The following is a 15,172-nucleotide window of genomic DNA, read 5'->3' as shown; positions in this document are numbered from 1 at the left end:
AATTTATCTAGCGTCGTGGTCTCACCGTCTAACTATTTCAAAGATATTTTGGTTAGTCACTATAAAGTGCCCAAAGATAAAATTGTAGTGAGTCCATCGGGAGGCGTTGATTCAGGGGTATTTCACTCTCAAATAGATAGTGTAAAAAGGTACACTTTTGGTTATGTTGGAAGGATAGAAAAAAACAAGGGAATTGATGATCTAATTGAAGCGTTTAAGTTAGTGAAGGAGCTAAACTATAACTATAGTCTCTTAATAGTTGGTAGCGGAAGTTACGTGTCTGAGTTGAGGGAAATAGTAAATTCAATGGTTGGAGTCACGTTTATTGAAGGGATGAGTCAGAATGAGCTAGTAGATGTATATAACACAATTAGCTTTCTTGTTTTCCCTTCTAAACTAAGAGAAAGTTTAGGCTTAATCCCTATTGAGGCTATGATGTGTGGCACACCTGTCTTATCATCGCGTATTGGAGCTACTCATGACTATATTGTGTCGGATATGTGTGAGTATTCCTTTGAGCCCGGCAGTATAGAGGGCCTAAAGGCATCGTTACTTAAGGCGGCGGGAGCGAGTAAAGATGAGTACGAGTGTTTATCTCAGCTAGCATCTAAGATAGCTAAAAAATATGAATCAGACCGAGTGATTAAAGAGCTTTATATGCAGTTAAAATGTCGATTAGGTAGCCGGAATGTATAAGAATATTGCTATTGTTTTCGGTTGTGGTGGGCATAGAGCGCAAGCGACACGATTTTATCGAGAGTTTGCTATTGAAGGTGACATCAATTTTTTTGCCATTACGGATGAAGGGAAGGCTCCAAATTGGAGTGAAGAATGTTTAGTTCTTGAGCCCTTGCGGAATAAATATACTGGTAGATTAGTTTCGCCGCTAAAATTTTACTCAAATGTAGTTAAATCTTATCGCTTTTTAAGGAAAAACGATATTTCAACTCTAGTATCTTTCGGGCCAGGAGTCGCCATTTTTGCGGGGGTAGCAGCCAAATTGACAGGTTGTTCAATTATTCACTTTGAAACATGGTCAAAATTTCATTCACCTTCTTGGACAACGCGAGTGATGAAGTATTTTACAAAGCATATTTTCATACAAAATATAGAGCTTAAGAATAAAATTCCATATGGGAAATATGTGGGTCGATTATAAATGAAGATACTAGTTACCGTCGGTACAACAGCATTCGATGAACTAATTGCTGAGATTGATCAGTCATTCGAGCAAGATAGCAACGTCAGTATTATTGCTCAGGTTTCAGAAGAGTCATGTTATAACACACACAATATTCGAGCGTTTAGTTTCTGTGATAACTTACAGCCTTATATAGAGCAAGCAGACGTTGTAGTAACACATGCAGGAGCAGGCTCGGTATACTCGATGTTAGAGAGTAGTAAGAAGCTGGTTGTTGTTCCAAACTTGCAGAGGGCTGATAAGCACCAATTAGAGCTGGCTAAGTATGTGCATGAAAATAAATTTGCCATCGCATGTCTGGATTTGAAAACACTCAAACACTGTATTTTTCAGGCTGTATCTATGGATTTTTCCCCCTATCATCGTGAAAAATTTTTTGGGCATAGTATCATACGTAATTTACTTACCTAAATAATTCATATCTCACTACGATCTCGGCCCTAGGATACGAGGATTCTCTGCTGTCTCAAGTTCACCTTTTCCCAACTTTTCTCGAACAAAGCACGTCACTCGCCATATATGTCGCAGTAATAAACAGTAGAGGGTAAAGCACCCCAAAAAGCCAATGAACATGATAGTTTCATGGATCTGTAGCAGTTCTCCAATAATACCGATACACGCAAACCCTGTAGCGAGCAAACAAATAGCACCTAATGTTTGACGTGATGAGAGCCCTACGCGTTGGAAAATATGATGTAGATGCTCACGGTCAGGCTTAAAAGGTGAGTCTCCGCGTTTTATGCGCCTAAACATGATTGCTGTCATGTCCATCAAGGGTAGGGCAATCAACCACAACCCGGTAACAGGACGTATTGCAGCACTGGTTGGGTGTTGGCTGGCAAGCAGTAAAAACCAAATGACAGTAAAGCCGATCAGCATACTCCCCGCATCACCCATAAACACTTTTCTTTCTCGACCAAGTAATCCTAAATTAAACATTAAATAGGGCGCCATAATCACCGTGAGCACCAAACATAAATAGGCGAGTGAGGTATGGCCATTTAAGTAAAGTAAAATGCCTAAGCTAACAAAGGTGACCGTCGCTAACCCACCCAGCAAGCCATCAATACCATCTACCATATTGAATGCATTAATGGCTCCAATCACTGCCATTACGGTCAGCACATAGCCAAGTGTGTCTAGGCGAACATCGCCAGTCGCGAAGATATTGCCAAGGCGGTTTAGCTCAATACCGCCCAACACCATCATGGCGATTGCGAGTGCGGCTTGAATAGCAAACCGAAGTTTAAAGTCGATATCGAACTTGTCGTCCAAGACACCGATAGTGACGAGGATCAGAATACATGTGGCATATAGACCACTATGAGGTATGACTTCTGGATTGTTGAGCAAAAAATAAACCAGAGATAGACACACTGCCAATCCGCCCACAAGTGGGACGGCACCTGCATGGTGTTTCCTTTTATCTGGCTTATCAACAAGATCGATGCGTCTTGCCACTTTTCGCAGCACAAATAAAGAAGCCGCTGAGAAAAACAAGAGTAAAGCCAAATCGACAAATGAGATAATCACTGTGTCTTCCTTGCTATGAGTGAGCACGTTTTTTTGTTATGTCCTGCTTCAAACTCTAGTCGTTAGTCGCGGGACGTGCAAACCAAGGCGCACGATCATCAGTTAATTGATAAAGCGTATATTTTCTGCCTAATTTTTGTCCGCCATCCCGTTGAAGCGGCTGCCACGCAATAATACCACGAGATGTTGTCGGTTTGACTGAAAGCAGATCAAATGGGATGGATACATAAAAGCCCTTTGTAAAGCTGCCTTCTCCAAACTCCTCGGCCGATAAATCGGTTTTACTCGCATAAGCGCCGACCATAATACCGCTATCAAACTGCTTCGCGACATCCAACGTTACCCCTACGTCGTCGGTCAGATAGCGCCCAGCGCTGATTTTAGCCAGTGTACCATCGAGCAGCCCTAGTGGGTTTTGCCAGTACAGTGTTGCGTGGCCGGTTGTCGTGCCCGTTTGAACTCGGAACGGACGTTCGTCATTTTTGCTTGGCTGATATTCATCTTTAAAAAGCCCAAATGCGGTACCTGGTTCTCGCTGTTTGACGTAGTTTATATCTACGCCGAGTGCAAAAGGACTACCGATGGGCCGATAAAGCACTTCTCCGCCCACGCCTGCAAACATGGTTTCGAGATAACCACCGTACATTTGAGTGTACCAGTTGTCGCCCCAGTGATCGAGATAGGTCAATTGGGCATTCGTTACTCTGACGGTATCCTCCAGATACTGTCGGTTTAGGGTTCGTACCCGTTTTAGGTCGGTACCATCAGGCGGTACTGTGTATTTAAATTTATCGTAGGTATCAGCTATGTTGACGTACACGCTCGACGAGGCGATAAAATGATCGCCAAGGCGAGCAGCGGCGCGACCTGATACACCTAACGAATACATATAAAAGCCTTCTGAGCCGCCAAAAGATTGGATAAACACCGGGGCGAGCCCCATATCAAAATCATCTTGGTGGGCCGCTTTTAATTCTCCGGAGATGGCGCGAGGCAGCGTGTGCGTGCGTGCATCATCAGGTTTTGCCTCGACATAAGCGTGAGTAGCGACAGCCGCGTAAGTTTCTGCATCGATGACTGTTTCAGTCATCGGTTGGCGTTGGGCCTGTTGAACAATGCGGTACTGAGTCGCTTGAATCCCGGTGTTTGCGATCAATGTGGCTGCACGTGTTTGTGCAATATCTTGGTCGCGATACTTTGTTTGTTCACCGGCAACCGTGACTGCATCACCGTCAAAATGCACGCGATTGTCTTTATACCCCGCCACATTGGCAAGTTGCGTGCTTAATCGTTGCCATTGGTCTGCCGTTAAATCCTCTGTTGCGCTAGCAGGTCGGTAGGCTGGGTCATCATTATCTATCCAAAAAGTGTCCACCTGATTGAAGTTGGTGTTCAAGCTGAGCCCGGCAGTGAATACTTCACCCCGCTCATAGGACAGGCGTGCTGCACCCCAATCACCGAAGCGGTATACGGCACCAAGGTTCCACGGACTATCAACTTGCATGGGGATGCCGGTTTGGGTACTAATGAAGTCAGCTTGGTAATCATTACCGTCGTACTCCAGCTTTAGGCTCAGTGGCGCGTAAGGTGTCTGATATTCGATACCGCCGAACAGTGTCGTACAGCCAGTAAACATACGATCTATATCTACACTGCCGCCTCTACCAGAAAATGCCGTGTCACGGCCGCAGTCAACGGACTTCTGTTTATCGCCCGTTAAATTTGCACGGTTTCCTAAATAGCCCCAACCAATACCGAGTGAGAAATCAAATGGGCCGACACGTTTAGAACCCACGAGATACTCACCATCAAATAACCCTGTGCCCCCAATGTCTCTCAGACCGACTGCAAGCTCTGGCAACCAGTAACTTTCTTGCCACAGGCGCAATTTGGCATCGATACTTTTATCAGTATATTTAGTGTCGCCGCTAAACCTGGGATCATCGCTGTAAAGTAAGTCGTGCACCTGGGTGTATCGGATAGTCGTTTCTAACCAAGGGAATAACTGCAGCGAGGTATTAAAGTGCACATAGTCTTCGTTGTAGGTGCTGCCTAAGGTGAATTCACCTTCTGGCGCTGAGCGTGCGGTGGGCATTTGTATCAGGCCCACACCACCAAAATCGGTTTGTGAATAGATGAGATCGGGGTAATCGAAACTGTCCGCTGATACTGCGTAACTTGTTGTTAATAAGAACGTGCTGAGCCACAAGGCATGTGATGAAGGAGTTATCAGTCGCATTATCGAATTAACCTATTTTGCAGATACGTAAGCACGTGTTCATTTGTATCAACCGCAAAGCCATCAATCGCTTTTTCGGGGAGGGGAAGATAAATGATCGAACCGGGTAACAGATCTTGATGCCGTTCATTCCAGTAGGCAACAGGAACATGGCTGCGCTCTCCGGATGGCATGATAATCAGCGCCTGGGAAATGCCGGTTGTTTCCGCACCGGCTTGCTCAAGATAGCGACGTACTGATTGTCGCTCAGTAAAGGCATACTCTCCAGGCTGCTTTACGTCGCCCAATACCATAATGGTTGTCGGACGATGAGGCAATTGTAGGTGCCATGTGCCGTTTAATAGCGGATTCGCGGCGGGTGTAATGCGCGTAAAATCGGGATCAATATTCCGGTTAATCCGCTCGGCAACCGTTAACTGTGTGAGCGTACGATATAGGCGTTTCCACTGCTGTTGAGTCTTACCTGTATTCACGGTGATTTGATGACGCACGGGTTGCAAATCAGCAATACGATCCGCGTTTTGGCTATCTTTGCGATAGAGCCCCGCAGCAGGCCAATACACGTCGTCCAATACCCGCTGCTGGCTTTGGGCCGCGGCTAATACTGCCTCTGAAAGGCGGGGAGGCTGAGAAAACGAGAGATGTGTATCTTGGTTAGCTGTTATCGTCGCGGCTTGTAAAGGCATCGCTATTAGTAGTAAAACAGCCACGAGCCCATGTGTTAGCAAGCAGTTACTCTTCATGGTCGCTCCCTTGGTAGGGCTTTAAATAGGTCAAGGTTACAGCAGGCAAATGTGGTGCGAGATGCTGATAGGATTTAATCACGTTACCATTGCTATTATTCACCCAATAGTCATTGGTCCATTGAACATCAAGTGAGGGAAGGGACACTAGCTCTCGATAATGCGCTGTCTCAACTCGCGTACCATTCACCAAAATTGTTTGTGCACCAACATGATTAAATGTCGACTTGGCTAGGTAGCCACTGTGGTTGCCCGGCTGCCAATCAATCTTTCGTGACCATGTATGCGGCATAGTAATGGTTGTAAGGCCAACACTAAGCGGGTCAGGCGTGTCCGTTTGGGTTGCCGTTAAGTTACCATCGGCGAAGTTTACTGTTTTTATAATTCGGCCACTGCGGGTCACGATCATTTCGTGTTTGGCTGATAACCATTTGAGGTTAGGACTGGTATGTTGGCTTGGCTCAGCGAATGCTAACACCATAAATCCTTGCGGCCCGTTGTCGAGCTGAGCGTAAAGACTTGCGTAGGGGAGAGCGTTAATTTCTTCCCAACTTTTCTCGGCATCGGGGAAGCCATTATAGGCAAATTCAAACGAATCACCGAGATCTTGCATTCGTTGTGTGCACCCTGTGGCAATCAAAGAAACGCAGGATATTAAGAGGGCTTGCTTTATTTTGGTCATAAAGGGTCGAGGCGGGCATAGCGTTGATGAAGAAATGGCTATAGGAGACACCTATAGCCATCATTTATAACCTCAGTGATTACTGAGCAGCACTCACCGAGGTAGAGTTTGATGCGTCGTTGTCATCATTACTCGCAGCAGCGACAGTCGCACCTACGGCAGCCGCCACCGCAACACCGGCAGCAACGGTACCCGCTGCAACACCGCCGGCAGCTGCAGCACCCGCCGCACCTGCGCCCGCAGCGCCTGCACCTGCGCTAGCACCCGCGCCCGCACTGGCACCAGCACCCGCGCCACCACCACTTGCGCCAGCACCAGGTGCCGCTTCAGTTGCAGCCATTGTGCTTGCCGCAAAAAGCATAGCAATCAAGCCTGTTGCAATTTTCTTCATTTGTCTCTCCATGATTTTTGCATTAATACAAAAACGTCTGCAAACGCAGACACTTTTAAACTCTAATCGCTAAATCCATAGAAGTAAAATAAATATGTATACATCACAGATATTTCATCTTAAATGTGCGGTGAAGCAGGGAGAGCCCCCTCGCAACCGCATCGGCGCTCTTGCTCTTTCTGTACTCTGTCATCGGTATTCTGTTCCCTAGGACCCTAGGACCCTAGGACCTAGGATCCTAGGCCCTAGGATCTTTCTAGTCTCTAGTCCCCATATCCATCCGGGTTATTCGACTGCCAGCGCCACGTGTCCTCAACCATGCTATTAAGCCCTCTCTTGGCCTTCCAGCCCAATATAGCCTCAGCATAAGTTGGGTCAGCATAGCATTCGGCAACATCACCCGCGCGTCGCGGTTTGAATTCATAGGGAATGGGGCGCTCGGCAACACGCTCAAACGCATATAGCATGTCTAACACGCTCTTACCTTGGCCAGTGCCGAGATTAAAAATGTGGGTGCCGGGTTGATGGGCCATTTTTTCTAGTGCCGCTAAATGGCCATCAGCAAGATCAACCACATGAATATAGTCGCGTACCCCAGTACCGTCGGGGGTGGGATAATCGTTACCAAATATCCCCAGCTTTTGGCGTCGTCCCACTGCCACTTGAGCAACAAAAGGCAGCAGATTATTCGGCGTACCACGTGGATCCTCTCCGAGCAGTCCCGATGTGTGCGCGCCAACAGGATTAAAGTAACGTAACAGAGTGATACTCCAATCCGGGTTTGCGTGTTGAAAATCCCGGAGGCATTCTTCCACCATTAATTTGCTGCGCCCATAGGGATTGGTCGCTGAGGTGGGAAAGTTCTCTTTAATCGGCACTGACGCAGGGTCGCCATAAACGGTAGCCGAAGAGCTAAAAATAAGCGATTTAACATTCGCAGCTTCCATGGCTTGCACCAGACTTAAGGTGCCAGACACATTGTTGTCGTAGTATTTGAGTGGCTTTTCAATCGACTCGCCGACCGCTTTTAGCCCTGCAAAATGGATCACGCTGTCGATGGTGTATTCATCAAACACAGACTTTAAGAAAGCATCGTCGCGTATATCCCCTTGGATAAAAATAGGGCGAACGCCGGACACTTGCTCAATCCTATCAAGCACGACTTTTTTGCTATTACAAAGGTTATCGACCACAACAGGTGAGTAACCTTGTTGGATAAGTTGAATACAGGTATGGCTGCCAATATATCCCGTGCCACCGGTGACGAGTACATTCATGGTGATGTTGCCTAATTTTTTATCGGTATTGAGTCAGTAATATTTACAGAGTACGGAACACGGGAGTAAATAGGAAGAGCCGGTAAAAGCCGCCTCGCACCCGCATCGGCGCTCTTGCTCTTTGTGCTCTGTATTCCGTATTATTCGCCCTAGGACCTTTCTAGTCTCAATGCCATGCTTGCAAAGATCACCACGCCGAGTGTGAAAAATAGAATCCCTGAATGGTGATTAATATAGTGCTGGGTGAGCATGTATCCGGCAATTAGCACAATGTGACAACGTAAAACAACGCAGGCAAAACCTTGATCAGAATGAGGTTTACATTGTGTTTTTTTCGTAGCCACCCAAGGGGCTAAGAGTAAAAATACCAGAGCTAAACCGCCAATTATCCCTTTTATTTGCAACTCTTCTAGCAACTGGTTGTGTGCGCGGCTAAATAGCATAACGACTGGGTCAACAATACGTTGGTCAACCAAATCCTGTTTTTTCTCGGTAAATCGATCGTAACCGGTTCCTGTCAATGGGTTATCTGTCCACAACAGCCATGCAGTTCGCCACAATTCTACACGAGTTCCCGAAGATGTTTTTATTTTGGGTTTCATTTCAGGTGCTTGCTCGGTAGCCAGCTCAACACTTTTTACAGTTTGATATTGATCGAGATCGGAAAAGACCAAGCCTGCTCGATGCAAGGCGGGCACGATAGCGGTAACTACAATCAGAGTGACGCTTGCTGCCATCGCCATATAATCGCGACGGTTAAAGGTGTTTCGATAATAAATGACCGCCCATAGCGCCACGAATGGTGTCACAACCCATGCGCCACGGCCGCCACTGAGCAATGTCGCCACAAATCCCAAGGTGATACCGACAAAGGCGATTTTTTTTAAAACAGGCAACGAGCGCTGGCAGCCAAAAATATAAGCAAAAATGCTAAACACACTTAAGCTTGCCGCCATGCCAGCGACTTGAATGGACATGAATCCACCGCTAGACAGTGCACGGATCCCCATTCCGTAATGTTGATAGAGGGCAATAATCCCAACCACAGAAGCTCCAATGCTGCAGCCATATAAAACGGCCTTGAGCGAGGGTGGATACCTCAGTAAGCACGCAAAAATTATTACGGCCAATAAAACACGGCTCGGCATATCGAGCTGCTCGTACTGTCCACTTGGTACTGCGAACGCCAGAGTAACCAAAAAGTACAACATAAAAGACGCCGTCACGAGTAGAGCAGGCGGGCTTTTAAGGAATCGATAAGTCCTTGGTAGTAGGGCTAAGGCGGTAAGGGCCAATAAAATCGCGATGTACTTATATGAATCTGGTGTGGCAAGCAGTGTCGCAAAGTAAGCGAAACACAAAAAATTAATGAGTGTTGGTCGAGAAAAGTACGGCAATGCGTGTTCTCCTGTTATGCGCATACGCTGAAAATTAAAATTGTGGTCACTCTCTTCTGCTTGAAGCGACAGCGGTACTGTGCGTGTGTTCCCTTCCCTTCCCTTCCCAATCACATTGCTGGCCTATGCTTATGGGGTTCTCACCGCTTACCTGCCACTCCAAGTGGTTTGGGTATCGTATGACAGCTAGCTGTTTTTCTGTTGGCTTGAGTGTTGCACCTAATTGGTATGATGAAAAGCCTTTCTATCGTCGTTTTTGATACCATACAACACGCATTGCAAGTGTGGTTAGACACCCTGTCTATATACATGTCATAAAAATATAAATAGTGACATCACTGGGTGAATTAATAGCGCACACGCCTGATTAAAAACGTTAAGGAATAGTAATGAGCCGATTGGTTGTTTTTGGCAGCGTCAATGCTGATCATGTTTTACGTGTCTCTAGTTTTCCGCGTCCCGGAGAGACATTACACGGTCGAGATTATACGGTGATAGCTGGCGGCAAAGGGGCGAATCAAGCGGTCGCGGCGGTGCGTTGTGGTGCCGATGTTGCCTTTATTGCCAGTGTGGGTGACGACGCCTTTGGCCAGCAGATTTGTCAGTCTTATGCGCAAGAGGGGATGGATGTCAGTGCGATAAAGGTACAGCCCGATACGCCGACCGGGATTGCGATGATCCAAGTGACTGATCAAGGTGAGAACAGTATTGCGCTTTCGGCAGAAGCCAATGCCAATCTGACAGCGGAGACCATCAGCGATGATCTCACTAAAATCGCCGACGCTGACTATTTACTGATGCAGTTAGAAACACCAATGTGTGGCATTGAAAAGGCGGCGTTTCATGCCAAAGCGGCGAAGACACTGGTGGTGCTTAATCCCGCCCCTGCCGCACCGCTGAGCGACGCGCTTCTTGCCGCGGTCGATATTATCACCCCGAATGAAACGGAAGCCCAAAGCCTGACGGGTATCGCGGTAACAGACACCGCCAGTGCTCAAGCGGCCTCGGACGTGCTCCATGAAAAAGGGGTAGGGACTGTACTGATCACCCTCGGCAAACAAGGCGTGTGGCTGAGTGAAAAAGGCGAACAATCGGGCCAGCTTATTCCTGGGTTCCGAGTCGATGCCGTCGATACCACAGCCGCGGGTGATACCTTTAATGGCGCATTGGTGACAGGACTCATAGAGGGACAGACACTTTATCAGGCAATTCGCTTCGCGCATGCCGCGGCGGCATTATCTGTGACAAAGCGTGGCGCACAAACCTCGATTCCTTCTCGTGCAGAGATTGACGCGTTTTTGGCGTTAGCGCACCAATAACATTATGTTTCAAAAGGGTTGAGCATACCAAACGCCCTCAACCCTTAGCGATCACACGAATATCTTGTTTCCTACCTCGACTTTTCGCTCTGTGCCTTGCATGGCCTTCATTTCCTATAAGATAATTGAATCATCTTTAGTATTGCGTACTTACGGCGCCGATATATCAATAAAGGACAAAAATGAAGATTCTAGTGACAGGAGGAGCGGGTTTTATTGGCTCTGCAGTGATTCGGCATATCATCAATCAGACAACAGACTCGGTCATCAATGTTGATAAATTAACCTACGCGGGCAACTTAGAGTCGCTAGTGGATGTTGATAAAAGTAACCGCTACACGTTTGAGCAAATTGATATATGTGACAAAGCATCACTTGAGCGAGTATTTGATACTCACCAGCCTGATGCCATTATGCACCTAGCGGCTGAGTCGCATGTCGATCGCTCAATTGATGGTCCTGCTGCGTTTATTGAGACCAATATTGTTGGCACCTACACCTTGCTAGAGGTCAGCCGGCGCTATTGGAATACGCTCAGCGATGAGAAAAAAACAGCTTTTCGCTTTCATCATATCTCCACGGATGAGGTGTATGGCGATTTACATCATACAGATGCGCTTTTTACGGAATCAACGCCGTACGCTCCCTCAAGCCCGTATTCTGCCTCAAAAGCGTCCAGTGACCATTTAGTACGTGCTTGGCAACGCACTTACGAGTTACCGACCATTATCACCAACTGCTCGAACAACTACGGCCCCTATCACTTTCCTGAAAAACTGATCCCTCTGGTGATCCTGAACGCGTTAGAAGGTAAAGCGCTACCCGTATATGGTGATGGAACGCAAATTCGCGATTGGCTGTTTGTCGATGATCACGCGCGTGCGTTATACCGCGTTGTCACTGAAGGGGCGGTGGGCGAAACCTACAATATCGGCGGTCACAACGAAAAGAAAAATATCGATGTCGTGAAAACAATTTGCACCATCATGGACGAACTCGCACCGATGGATCAGCGAGGCTATTCGACCGGCACGCAGCACGCTTCGCTAATTACATATGTTCAAGACCGACCCGGTCACGATCGTCGCTATGCAATTGATGCTTCCAAGATTGAAAAGGATCTGGGTTGGCGACCAGAAGAAACCTTTGAGTCAGGGATTCGAAAAACGGTGGAATGGTACTTGGCCAACCGTGAATGGTGGCAGCGAGTGCTTGATGGCTCCTACTCACGAGAGCGCTTGGGTACAAACTAGCCTCAAGTATTATCAAATAGTGACTCCTTGGCTCGAGTGTTCTCTTGGGCCTAGGCGCAAGAACCTAGGACGTATTTTTATGAAAGGAATTATCCTTGCTGGTGGGTCGGGTACACGGTTATATCCACTCACACGTGGCGTTTCTAAACAGCTCCTACCCATTTATGACAAGCCAATGGTGTTCTACCCGCTGTCAACGTTGATGTTAGCGGGCATTCGAGACATTTTAATCATTACCACGCCAGAAGATAACGCGAGTTTTAAGCGTCTTCTCGGTGATGGTTCTGACTTTGGGGTTCGTCTTGAGTACGCCGTTCAGCCTAGTCCAGATGGCTTGGCGCAGGCCTTTATCATTGGCGAGCAGTTTATCGGTGATGACAGTGTATGTTTGGTACTCGGCGATAACATTTTTTATGGTCAGTCGTTTTCAAGCACGCTTAAACGTGCTGCGGCACGAGAGTCTGGCGCGACTGTCTTTGGTTATCAGGTCAAAGATCCTGAGCGCTTTGGCGTGGTTGAGTTTGACGATGAAATGAATGCCATCTCCATCGAAGAAAAACCGTCTAAGCCTAAGTCTCAGTACGCGGTCACTGGGTTGTACTTTTATGATAACCGAGTGGTTGAGATGGCAAAGCAGGTCAAACCTTCAGCCCGTGGAGAGCTTGAGATCACCGCGATTAATGAAATGTATTTGCATGATGAGACACTCAAAGTCGAGCTTCTAGGGCGTGGATTTGCATGGCTAGATACTGGCACCCATGAAAGCTTGCATGAAGCATCTTCTTTTGTACAAACCATTGAAAATGTGCAAGGGCTCAAAGTCGCCTGTTTGGAAGAAATCGCATGGCGACAAGGGTGGCTAACAGACGAACAGCTGAGGGCCTTAGCTGAGCCGATGATGAAGAACGATTATGGGCAGTATCTAGCAAAACTGGTGAAGGAATCGACAGTTAAAGGACATCCTGAATGCGCATCTTAATAACCGGTAGTCAAGGCCAAGTGGGCCATTGTCTTGTTAAACAGCTCACCGCAAAAAAACAGATCACCATGCTGGCGTGCACGAAAGATGATCTCGACATTACTGATCGTCAAGCGGTGATAAAAAAGGTCAACGCATTCAAGCCGAGTGTGATCATCAATGCAGCAGCTTACACCGCTGTGGATAACGCTGAAAGTGATGTCGAGAAAGCCTATGCCGTGAACCGAGATGGGCCCAAATACTTGGCAGAAGCTGCTGAGCAGCACCAAGCTACATTACTGCATTTATCAACCGATTACGTGTTCTCGGGTTGCAATGAAGCGCCATATAGAGAGACTGACCAAACCGACCCACACAGTGTATATGGTGCAAGCAAGCTAGCCGGAGAGCTGGCGGTACAGCGAGCGTGCTCTAAGCACATTATTTTGCGCACGGCGTGGGTGTTTGGTGAGCAGGGTGGCAACTTCGTTAAAACTATGCTGCGCTTAGCGTCGCAAAGAAACACGTTAAATGTCGTCAATGACCAGTTGGGTGGGCCGACTTACGCAGGTGATATCGCAAGTGCCCTGATTCGTATCGCGCAACACCTTGAAGAAGATGATAATCCCCGCTATGGCCTGTATCATTTTACCGGCTACCCGCATGTAAGTTGGTATGAATTTGCGTCTGCGATTTTTGCTTGCGCGTACCAACAAGGCATCCTAAAAACTGTGCCGACAGTGACGCCTATTTCAACAGCTGAGTATCCCACCCCAGCTAAAAGACCGGCGAATTCGCGTTTAGATACCACGCAAATAATGGCCCAATTCTCAATTCCGCCCAGTGATTGGCAATGTGCACTGACCAACCTCAGCGATTATCAGGACGAATCTGATGCAAGTAATTAATACCGCAATTCCCGATATTAAAATTATCGAGCCGTCTGTATTTGGCGACGAACGAGGCTTTTTCATGGAAACTTGGAATCAAAAACGCTTTGATGAGCAAGTCACAGGTAAGCCAACCTCTTTTGTGCAAGACAACCACTCTAAATCTGCGCAAGGTATTTTGCGTGGCTTGCATTACCAAACGCAAAATACGCAAGGCAAGCTCGTACGGGTTGTGAGCGGTGAAGTGTTTGATGTGGCAGTTGATTTACGCCAAGGCTCCTCCACCTGTGGGCAGTGGGTGGGGGTATACCTCTCTGCAGAGAATAAGCGCCAGCTATGGATACCCGAGGGGTTCGCTCATGGCTTTTATGTGACGAGTGAGGAAGCCGAGTTTGTCTACAAATGCACGGATTTCTACAATCCAGCAGCTGAGGTGACCTTGCAGTGGGACGACCCCGAGCTCGGCATTCAGTGGCCATTAACGGTTGCTCCCCTCCTTTCTGAAAAAGATAAGGCAGGGAAAACCCTCGCCGAACTGCGTAATCAGGGCCTACTTTTTAGTCTTTAGCATTCGTGAATGGGAATACGGAGCGCTTCGATTACGGAGTACGGAGGAGAGCAGAAAAGCCGCCCCTAGAATCCTAGGATCTAGGACCTTTACCCATCGGCACCGGCACGATAGGCTTTTTCCGTATTCCGTATTCCGTATTCCGTATTCCGTATTCCGTATTCCGTATTCCGTATTCCGTATTCCGTATTCCGTATTCCGTATTCCGTATTCCGTATTCCGTATTCCGTATTCCGTATTCCATATTCCTTCATCTTTCCCTAGGACCTAGGACCCTGGGCTCTCCCTCCCCACCTATTCAGAACGCCGTTCTGTAAATGATTTTTTGGGACCATATCACAGTAAGTTCGTATCTTACTGTTTTTCCTTCTCTTAATTTTTTGCATCTTTTGAGCATGTTTTCATACAAAACTAATTCTTTGTCCAAAAAAACAGCAAACAGCGCTCTTAGTACAATAAAAACATTCCGTCAATATTGATGATTTATTCAGTTTGCGTAGTATACCAGCCTGCAAAATTCAACACTGCAAACGATAAAGTAGACCATATCGTAAAAGTTACAAAATCGTTTCAGTATTTTTGTGCGTTTAACCTTGTGAATAAGCTGGTTTTTGTCTGCGCAGTGTGATCAAGCGCTAACATCAATGGGCGGTAGCGTGTCTATTTTGCTAGCAGCCTAGTGAATAGTTATGCTTTTTTTGTTTTGATTAAGAAGTTAGAC

The 15,172-nt window shown here is 47.1% G+C and carries 15 protein-coding genes; 8 read left to right on the top strand and 7 right to left on the bottom strand.

All coding sequences use genetic code 11. The features are described 5' to 3' along the window. From BZG84_RS15280 to pssE, 3 genes are all read left to right on the top strand, one after another. Positions 1–696 (top strand): glycosyltransferase family 4 protein (locus BZG84_RS15280; protein ID WP_131826276.1); only part of this gene is annotated, 696 nt, incomplete at its 5' end. Beyond that, positions 689–1,159: a PssD/Cps14F family polysaccharide biosynthesis glycosyltransferase gene (pssD, locus tag BZG84_RS15275; protein ID WP_077678432.1), complete on the top strand. Its 471-nt coding sequence runs from the start codon at positions 689–691 to the stop codon at positions 1,157–1,159. The genes BZG84_RS15280 and pssD, both read left to right, overlap by 8 nt. After that, positions 1,160–1,612 carry a PssE/Cps14G family polysaccharide biosynthesis glycosyltransferase gene (gene pssE, locus BZG84_RS15270; RefSeq protein ID WP_077662152.1) on the top strand — a complete coding sequence of 151 codons (453 nt, stop codon included), beginning with the start codon at positions 1,160–1,162 and terminating at the stop codon, positions 1,610–1,612. It begins immediately after the preceding gene. Between the two features lie 15 nt (positions 1,613–1,627). Here pssE and wecA read toward each other — a convergent pair whose 3' ends face one another. The 7 genes from wecA to BZG84_RS15235 all read right to left on the bottom strand — a co-directional run bounded on the left by wecA (position 1,628) and on the right by BZG84_RS15235 (position 9,112). Next, positions 1,628–2,734, bottom strand: a complete 1,107-nt coding sequence (wecA, locus tag BZG84_RS15265) for a UDP-N-acetylglucosamine--undecaprenyl-phosphate N-acetylglucosaminephosphotransferase (RefSeq protein WP_077678431.1) — start codon at positions 2,732–2,734, stop codon at positions 1,628–1,630. A 55-nt stretch (positions 2,735–2,789) separates the two neighbouring features. Then, the gene (locus BZG84_RS15260) at positions 2,790–4,973 is read right to left on the bottom strand and encodes a YjbH domain-containing protein (protein WP_077678430.1); all 2,184 of its coding nucleotides are present in this window, start codon (positions 4,971–4,973) and stop codon (positions 2,790–2,792) included. Beyond that, on the bottom strand, positions 4,973–5,716 hold the full coding sequence (locus BZG84_RS15255; protein WP_077678429.1) for a capsule biosynthesis GfcC family protein: 744 nt from the start codon (positions 5,714–5,716) through the stop codon (positions 4,973–4,975). The genes BZG84_RS15260 and BZG84_RS15255 overlap by 1 nt, the downstream gene beginning before the upstream one ends. Next, on the bottom strand, positions 5,706–6,329 hold the full coding sequence (locus tag BZG84_RS15250) for a YjbF family lipoprotein (RefSeq protein WP_158011507.1): 624 nt from the start codon (positions 6,327–6,329) through the stop codon (positions 5,706–5,708). The genes BZG84_RS15255 and BZG84_RS15250 overlap by 11 nt, the downstream gene beginning before the upstream one ends. A gap of 148 nt (positions 6,330–6,477) precedes the next feature. Next, positions 6,478–6,789: a hypothetical protein gene (locus BZG84_RS15245; protein ID WP_077678427.1), complete on the bottom strand. Its 312-nt coding sequence runs from the start codon at positions 6,787–6,789 to the stop codon at positions 6,478–6,480. A gap of 263 nt (positions 6,790–7,052) precedes the next feature. After that, positions 7,053–8,066, bottom strand: a complete 1,014-nt coding sequence (gene galE / locus BZG84_RS15240; RefSeq protein WP_077678426.1) for a UDP-glucose 4-epimerase GalE — start codon at positions 8,064–8,066, stop codon at positions 7,053–7,055. Positions 8,067–8,215: 149 nt separating this feature from the next. Then, positions 8,216–9,112 (bottom strand): O-antigen ligase family protein, encoded by an 897-nt coding sequence (locus BZG84_RS15235; protein ID WP_198536748.1) that lies wholly within the window; start codon positions 9,110–9,112, stop codon positions 8,216–8,218. A 740-nt stretch (positions 9,113–9,852) separates the two neighbouring features. On the opposite strand from BZG84_RS15235, the gene rbsK reads away from it, so the two are divergent. The 5 genes from rbsK (at position 9,853) to rfbC (ending at position 14,451) form a co-directional block, all read left to right on the top strand. Next, positions 9,853–10,782 carry a ribokinase gene (gene rbsK, locus BZG84_RS15230; RefSeq protein ID WP_077678424.1) on the top strand — a complete coding sequence of 310 codons (930 nt, stop codon included), beginning with the start codon at positions 9,853–9,855 and terminating at the stop codon, positions 10,780–10,782. A gap of 182 nt (positions 10,783–10,964) precedes the next feature. Beyond that, the gene (gene rfbB, locus BZG84_RS15225) at positions 10,965–12,035 is read left to right on the top strand and encodes a dTDP-glucose 4,6-dehydratase (protein ID WP_077482057.1); all 1,071 of its coding nucleotides are present in this window, start codon (positions 10,965–10,967) and stop codon (positions 12,033–12,035) included. Between the two features lie 79 nt (positions 12,036–12,114). Beyond that, complete coding sequence (gene rfbA / locus BZG84_RS15220) at positions 12,115–13,014, top strand: glucose-1-phosphate thymidylyltransferase RfbA (protein ID WP_077482055.1); 900 nt, start codon at positions 12,115–12,117, stop codon at positions 13,012–13,014. Further along, entirely contained in the window at positions 13,002–13,901 is a 900-nt protein-coding gene (rfbD, locus tag BZG84_RS15215; RefSeq protein ID WP_077678423.1) for a dTDP-4-dehydrorhamnose reductase, read from the top strand. Before rfbA ends, rfbD begins: the two co-directional genes overlap by 13 nt. Beyond that, positions 13,888–14,451: a dTDP-4-dehydrorhamnose 3,5-epimerase gene (gene rfbC / locus BZG84_RS15210; protein WP_077678422.1), complete on the top strand. Its 564-nt coding sequence runs from the start codon at positions 13,888–13,890 to the stop codon at positions 14,449–14,451. Before rfbD ends, rfbC begins: the two co-directional genes overlap by 14 nt. The last annotated feature ends 721 nt before the right edge of the window (positions 14,452–15,172 follow it).

The organism is Salinivibrio sp. PR932, assembly GCF_001996125.1.
GTDB classification, from domain to species: domain Bacteria; phylum Pseudomonadota; class Gammaproteobacteria; order Enterobacterales; family Vibrionaceae; genus Salinivibrio; species Salinivibrio proteolyticus.
The sequence above is the reverse complement of the archived record's forward strand: the minus strand, read 5'-3'. Positions and strand labels throughout refer to the sequence as shown.

Excerpts from the sequence above, each read along its gene's own strand:
- pssD (WP_077678432.1), top strand. The coding sequence starts at position 689 with ATGTATAAGAATATTGCTATTGTTTTCGGTTGTGGTGGGCATAGAGCG.
- pssE (WP_077662152.1), top strand. The coding sequence starts at position 1,160 with ATGAAGATACTAGTTACCGTCGGTACAACAGCATTCGATGAACTAATT.
- BZG84_RS15260 (WP_077678430.1), bottom strand. The coding sequence starts at position 4,973 with ATGCGACTGATAACTCCTTCATCACATGCCTTGTGGCTCAGCACGTTC.
- BZG84_RS15255 (WP_077678429.1), bottom strand. The coding sequence starts at position 5,716 with ATGAAGAGTAACTGCTTGCTAACACATGGGCTCGTGGCTGTTTTACTA.
- BZG84_RS15250 (WP_158011507.1), bottom strand. The coding sequence starts at position 6,329 with ATGCAAGATCTCGGTGATTCGTTTGAATTTGCCTATAATGGCTTCCCC.
- BZG84_RS15245 (WP_077678427.1), bottom strand. The coding sequence starts at position 6,789 with ATGAAGAAAATTGCAACAGGCTTGATTGCTATGCTTTTTGCGGCAAGC.
- galE (WP_077678426.1), bottom strand. The coding sequence starts at position 8,066 with ATGAATGTACTCGTCACCGGTGGCACGGGATATATTGGCAGCCATACC.
- rbsK (WP_077678424.1), top strand. The coding sequence starts at position 9,853 with ATGAGCCGATTGGTTGTTTTTGGCAGCGTCAATGCTGATCATGTTTTA.
- rfbB (WP_077482057.1), top strand. The coding sequence starts at position 10,965 with ATGAAGATTCTAGTGACAGGAGGAGCGGGTTTTATTGGCTCTGCAGTG.
- rfbA (WP_077482055.1), top strand. The coding sequence starts at position 12,115 with ATGAAAGGAATTATCCTTGCTGGTGGGTCGGGTACACGGTTATATCCA.
- rfbD (WP_077678423.1), top strand. The coding sequence starts at position 13,002 with ATGCGCATCTTAATAACCGGTAGTCAAGGCCAAGTGGGCCATTGTCTT.
- rfbC (WP_077678422.1), top strand. The coding sequence starts at position 13,888 with ATGCAAGTAATTAATACCGCAATTCCCGATATTAAAATTATCGAGCCG.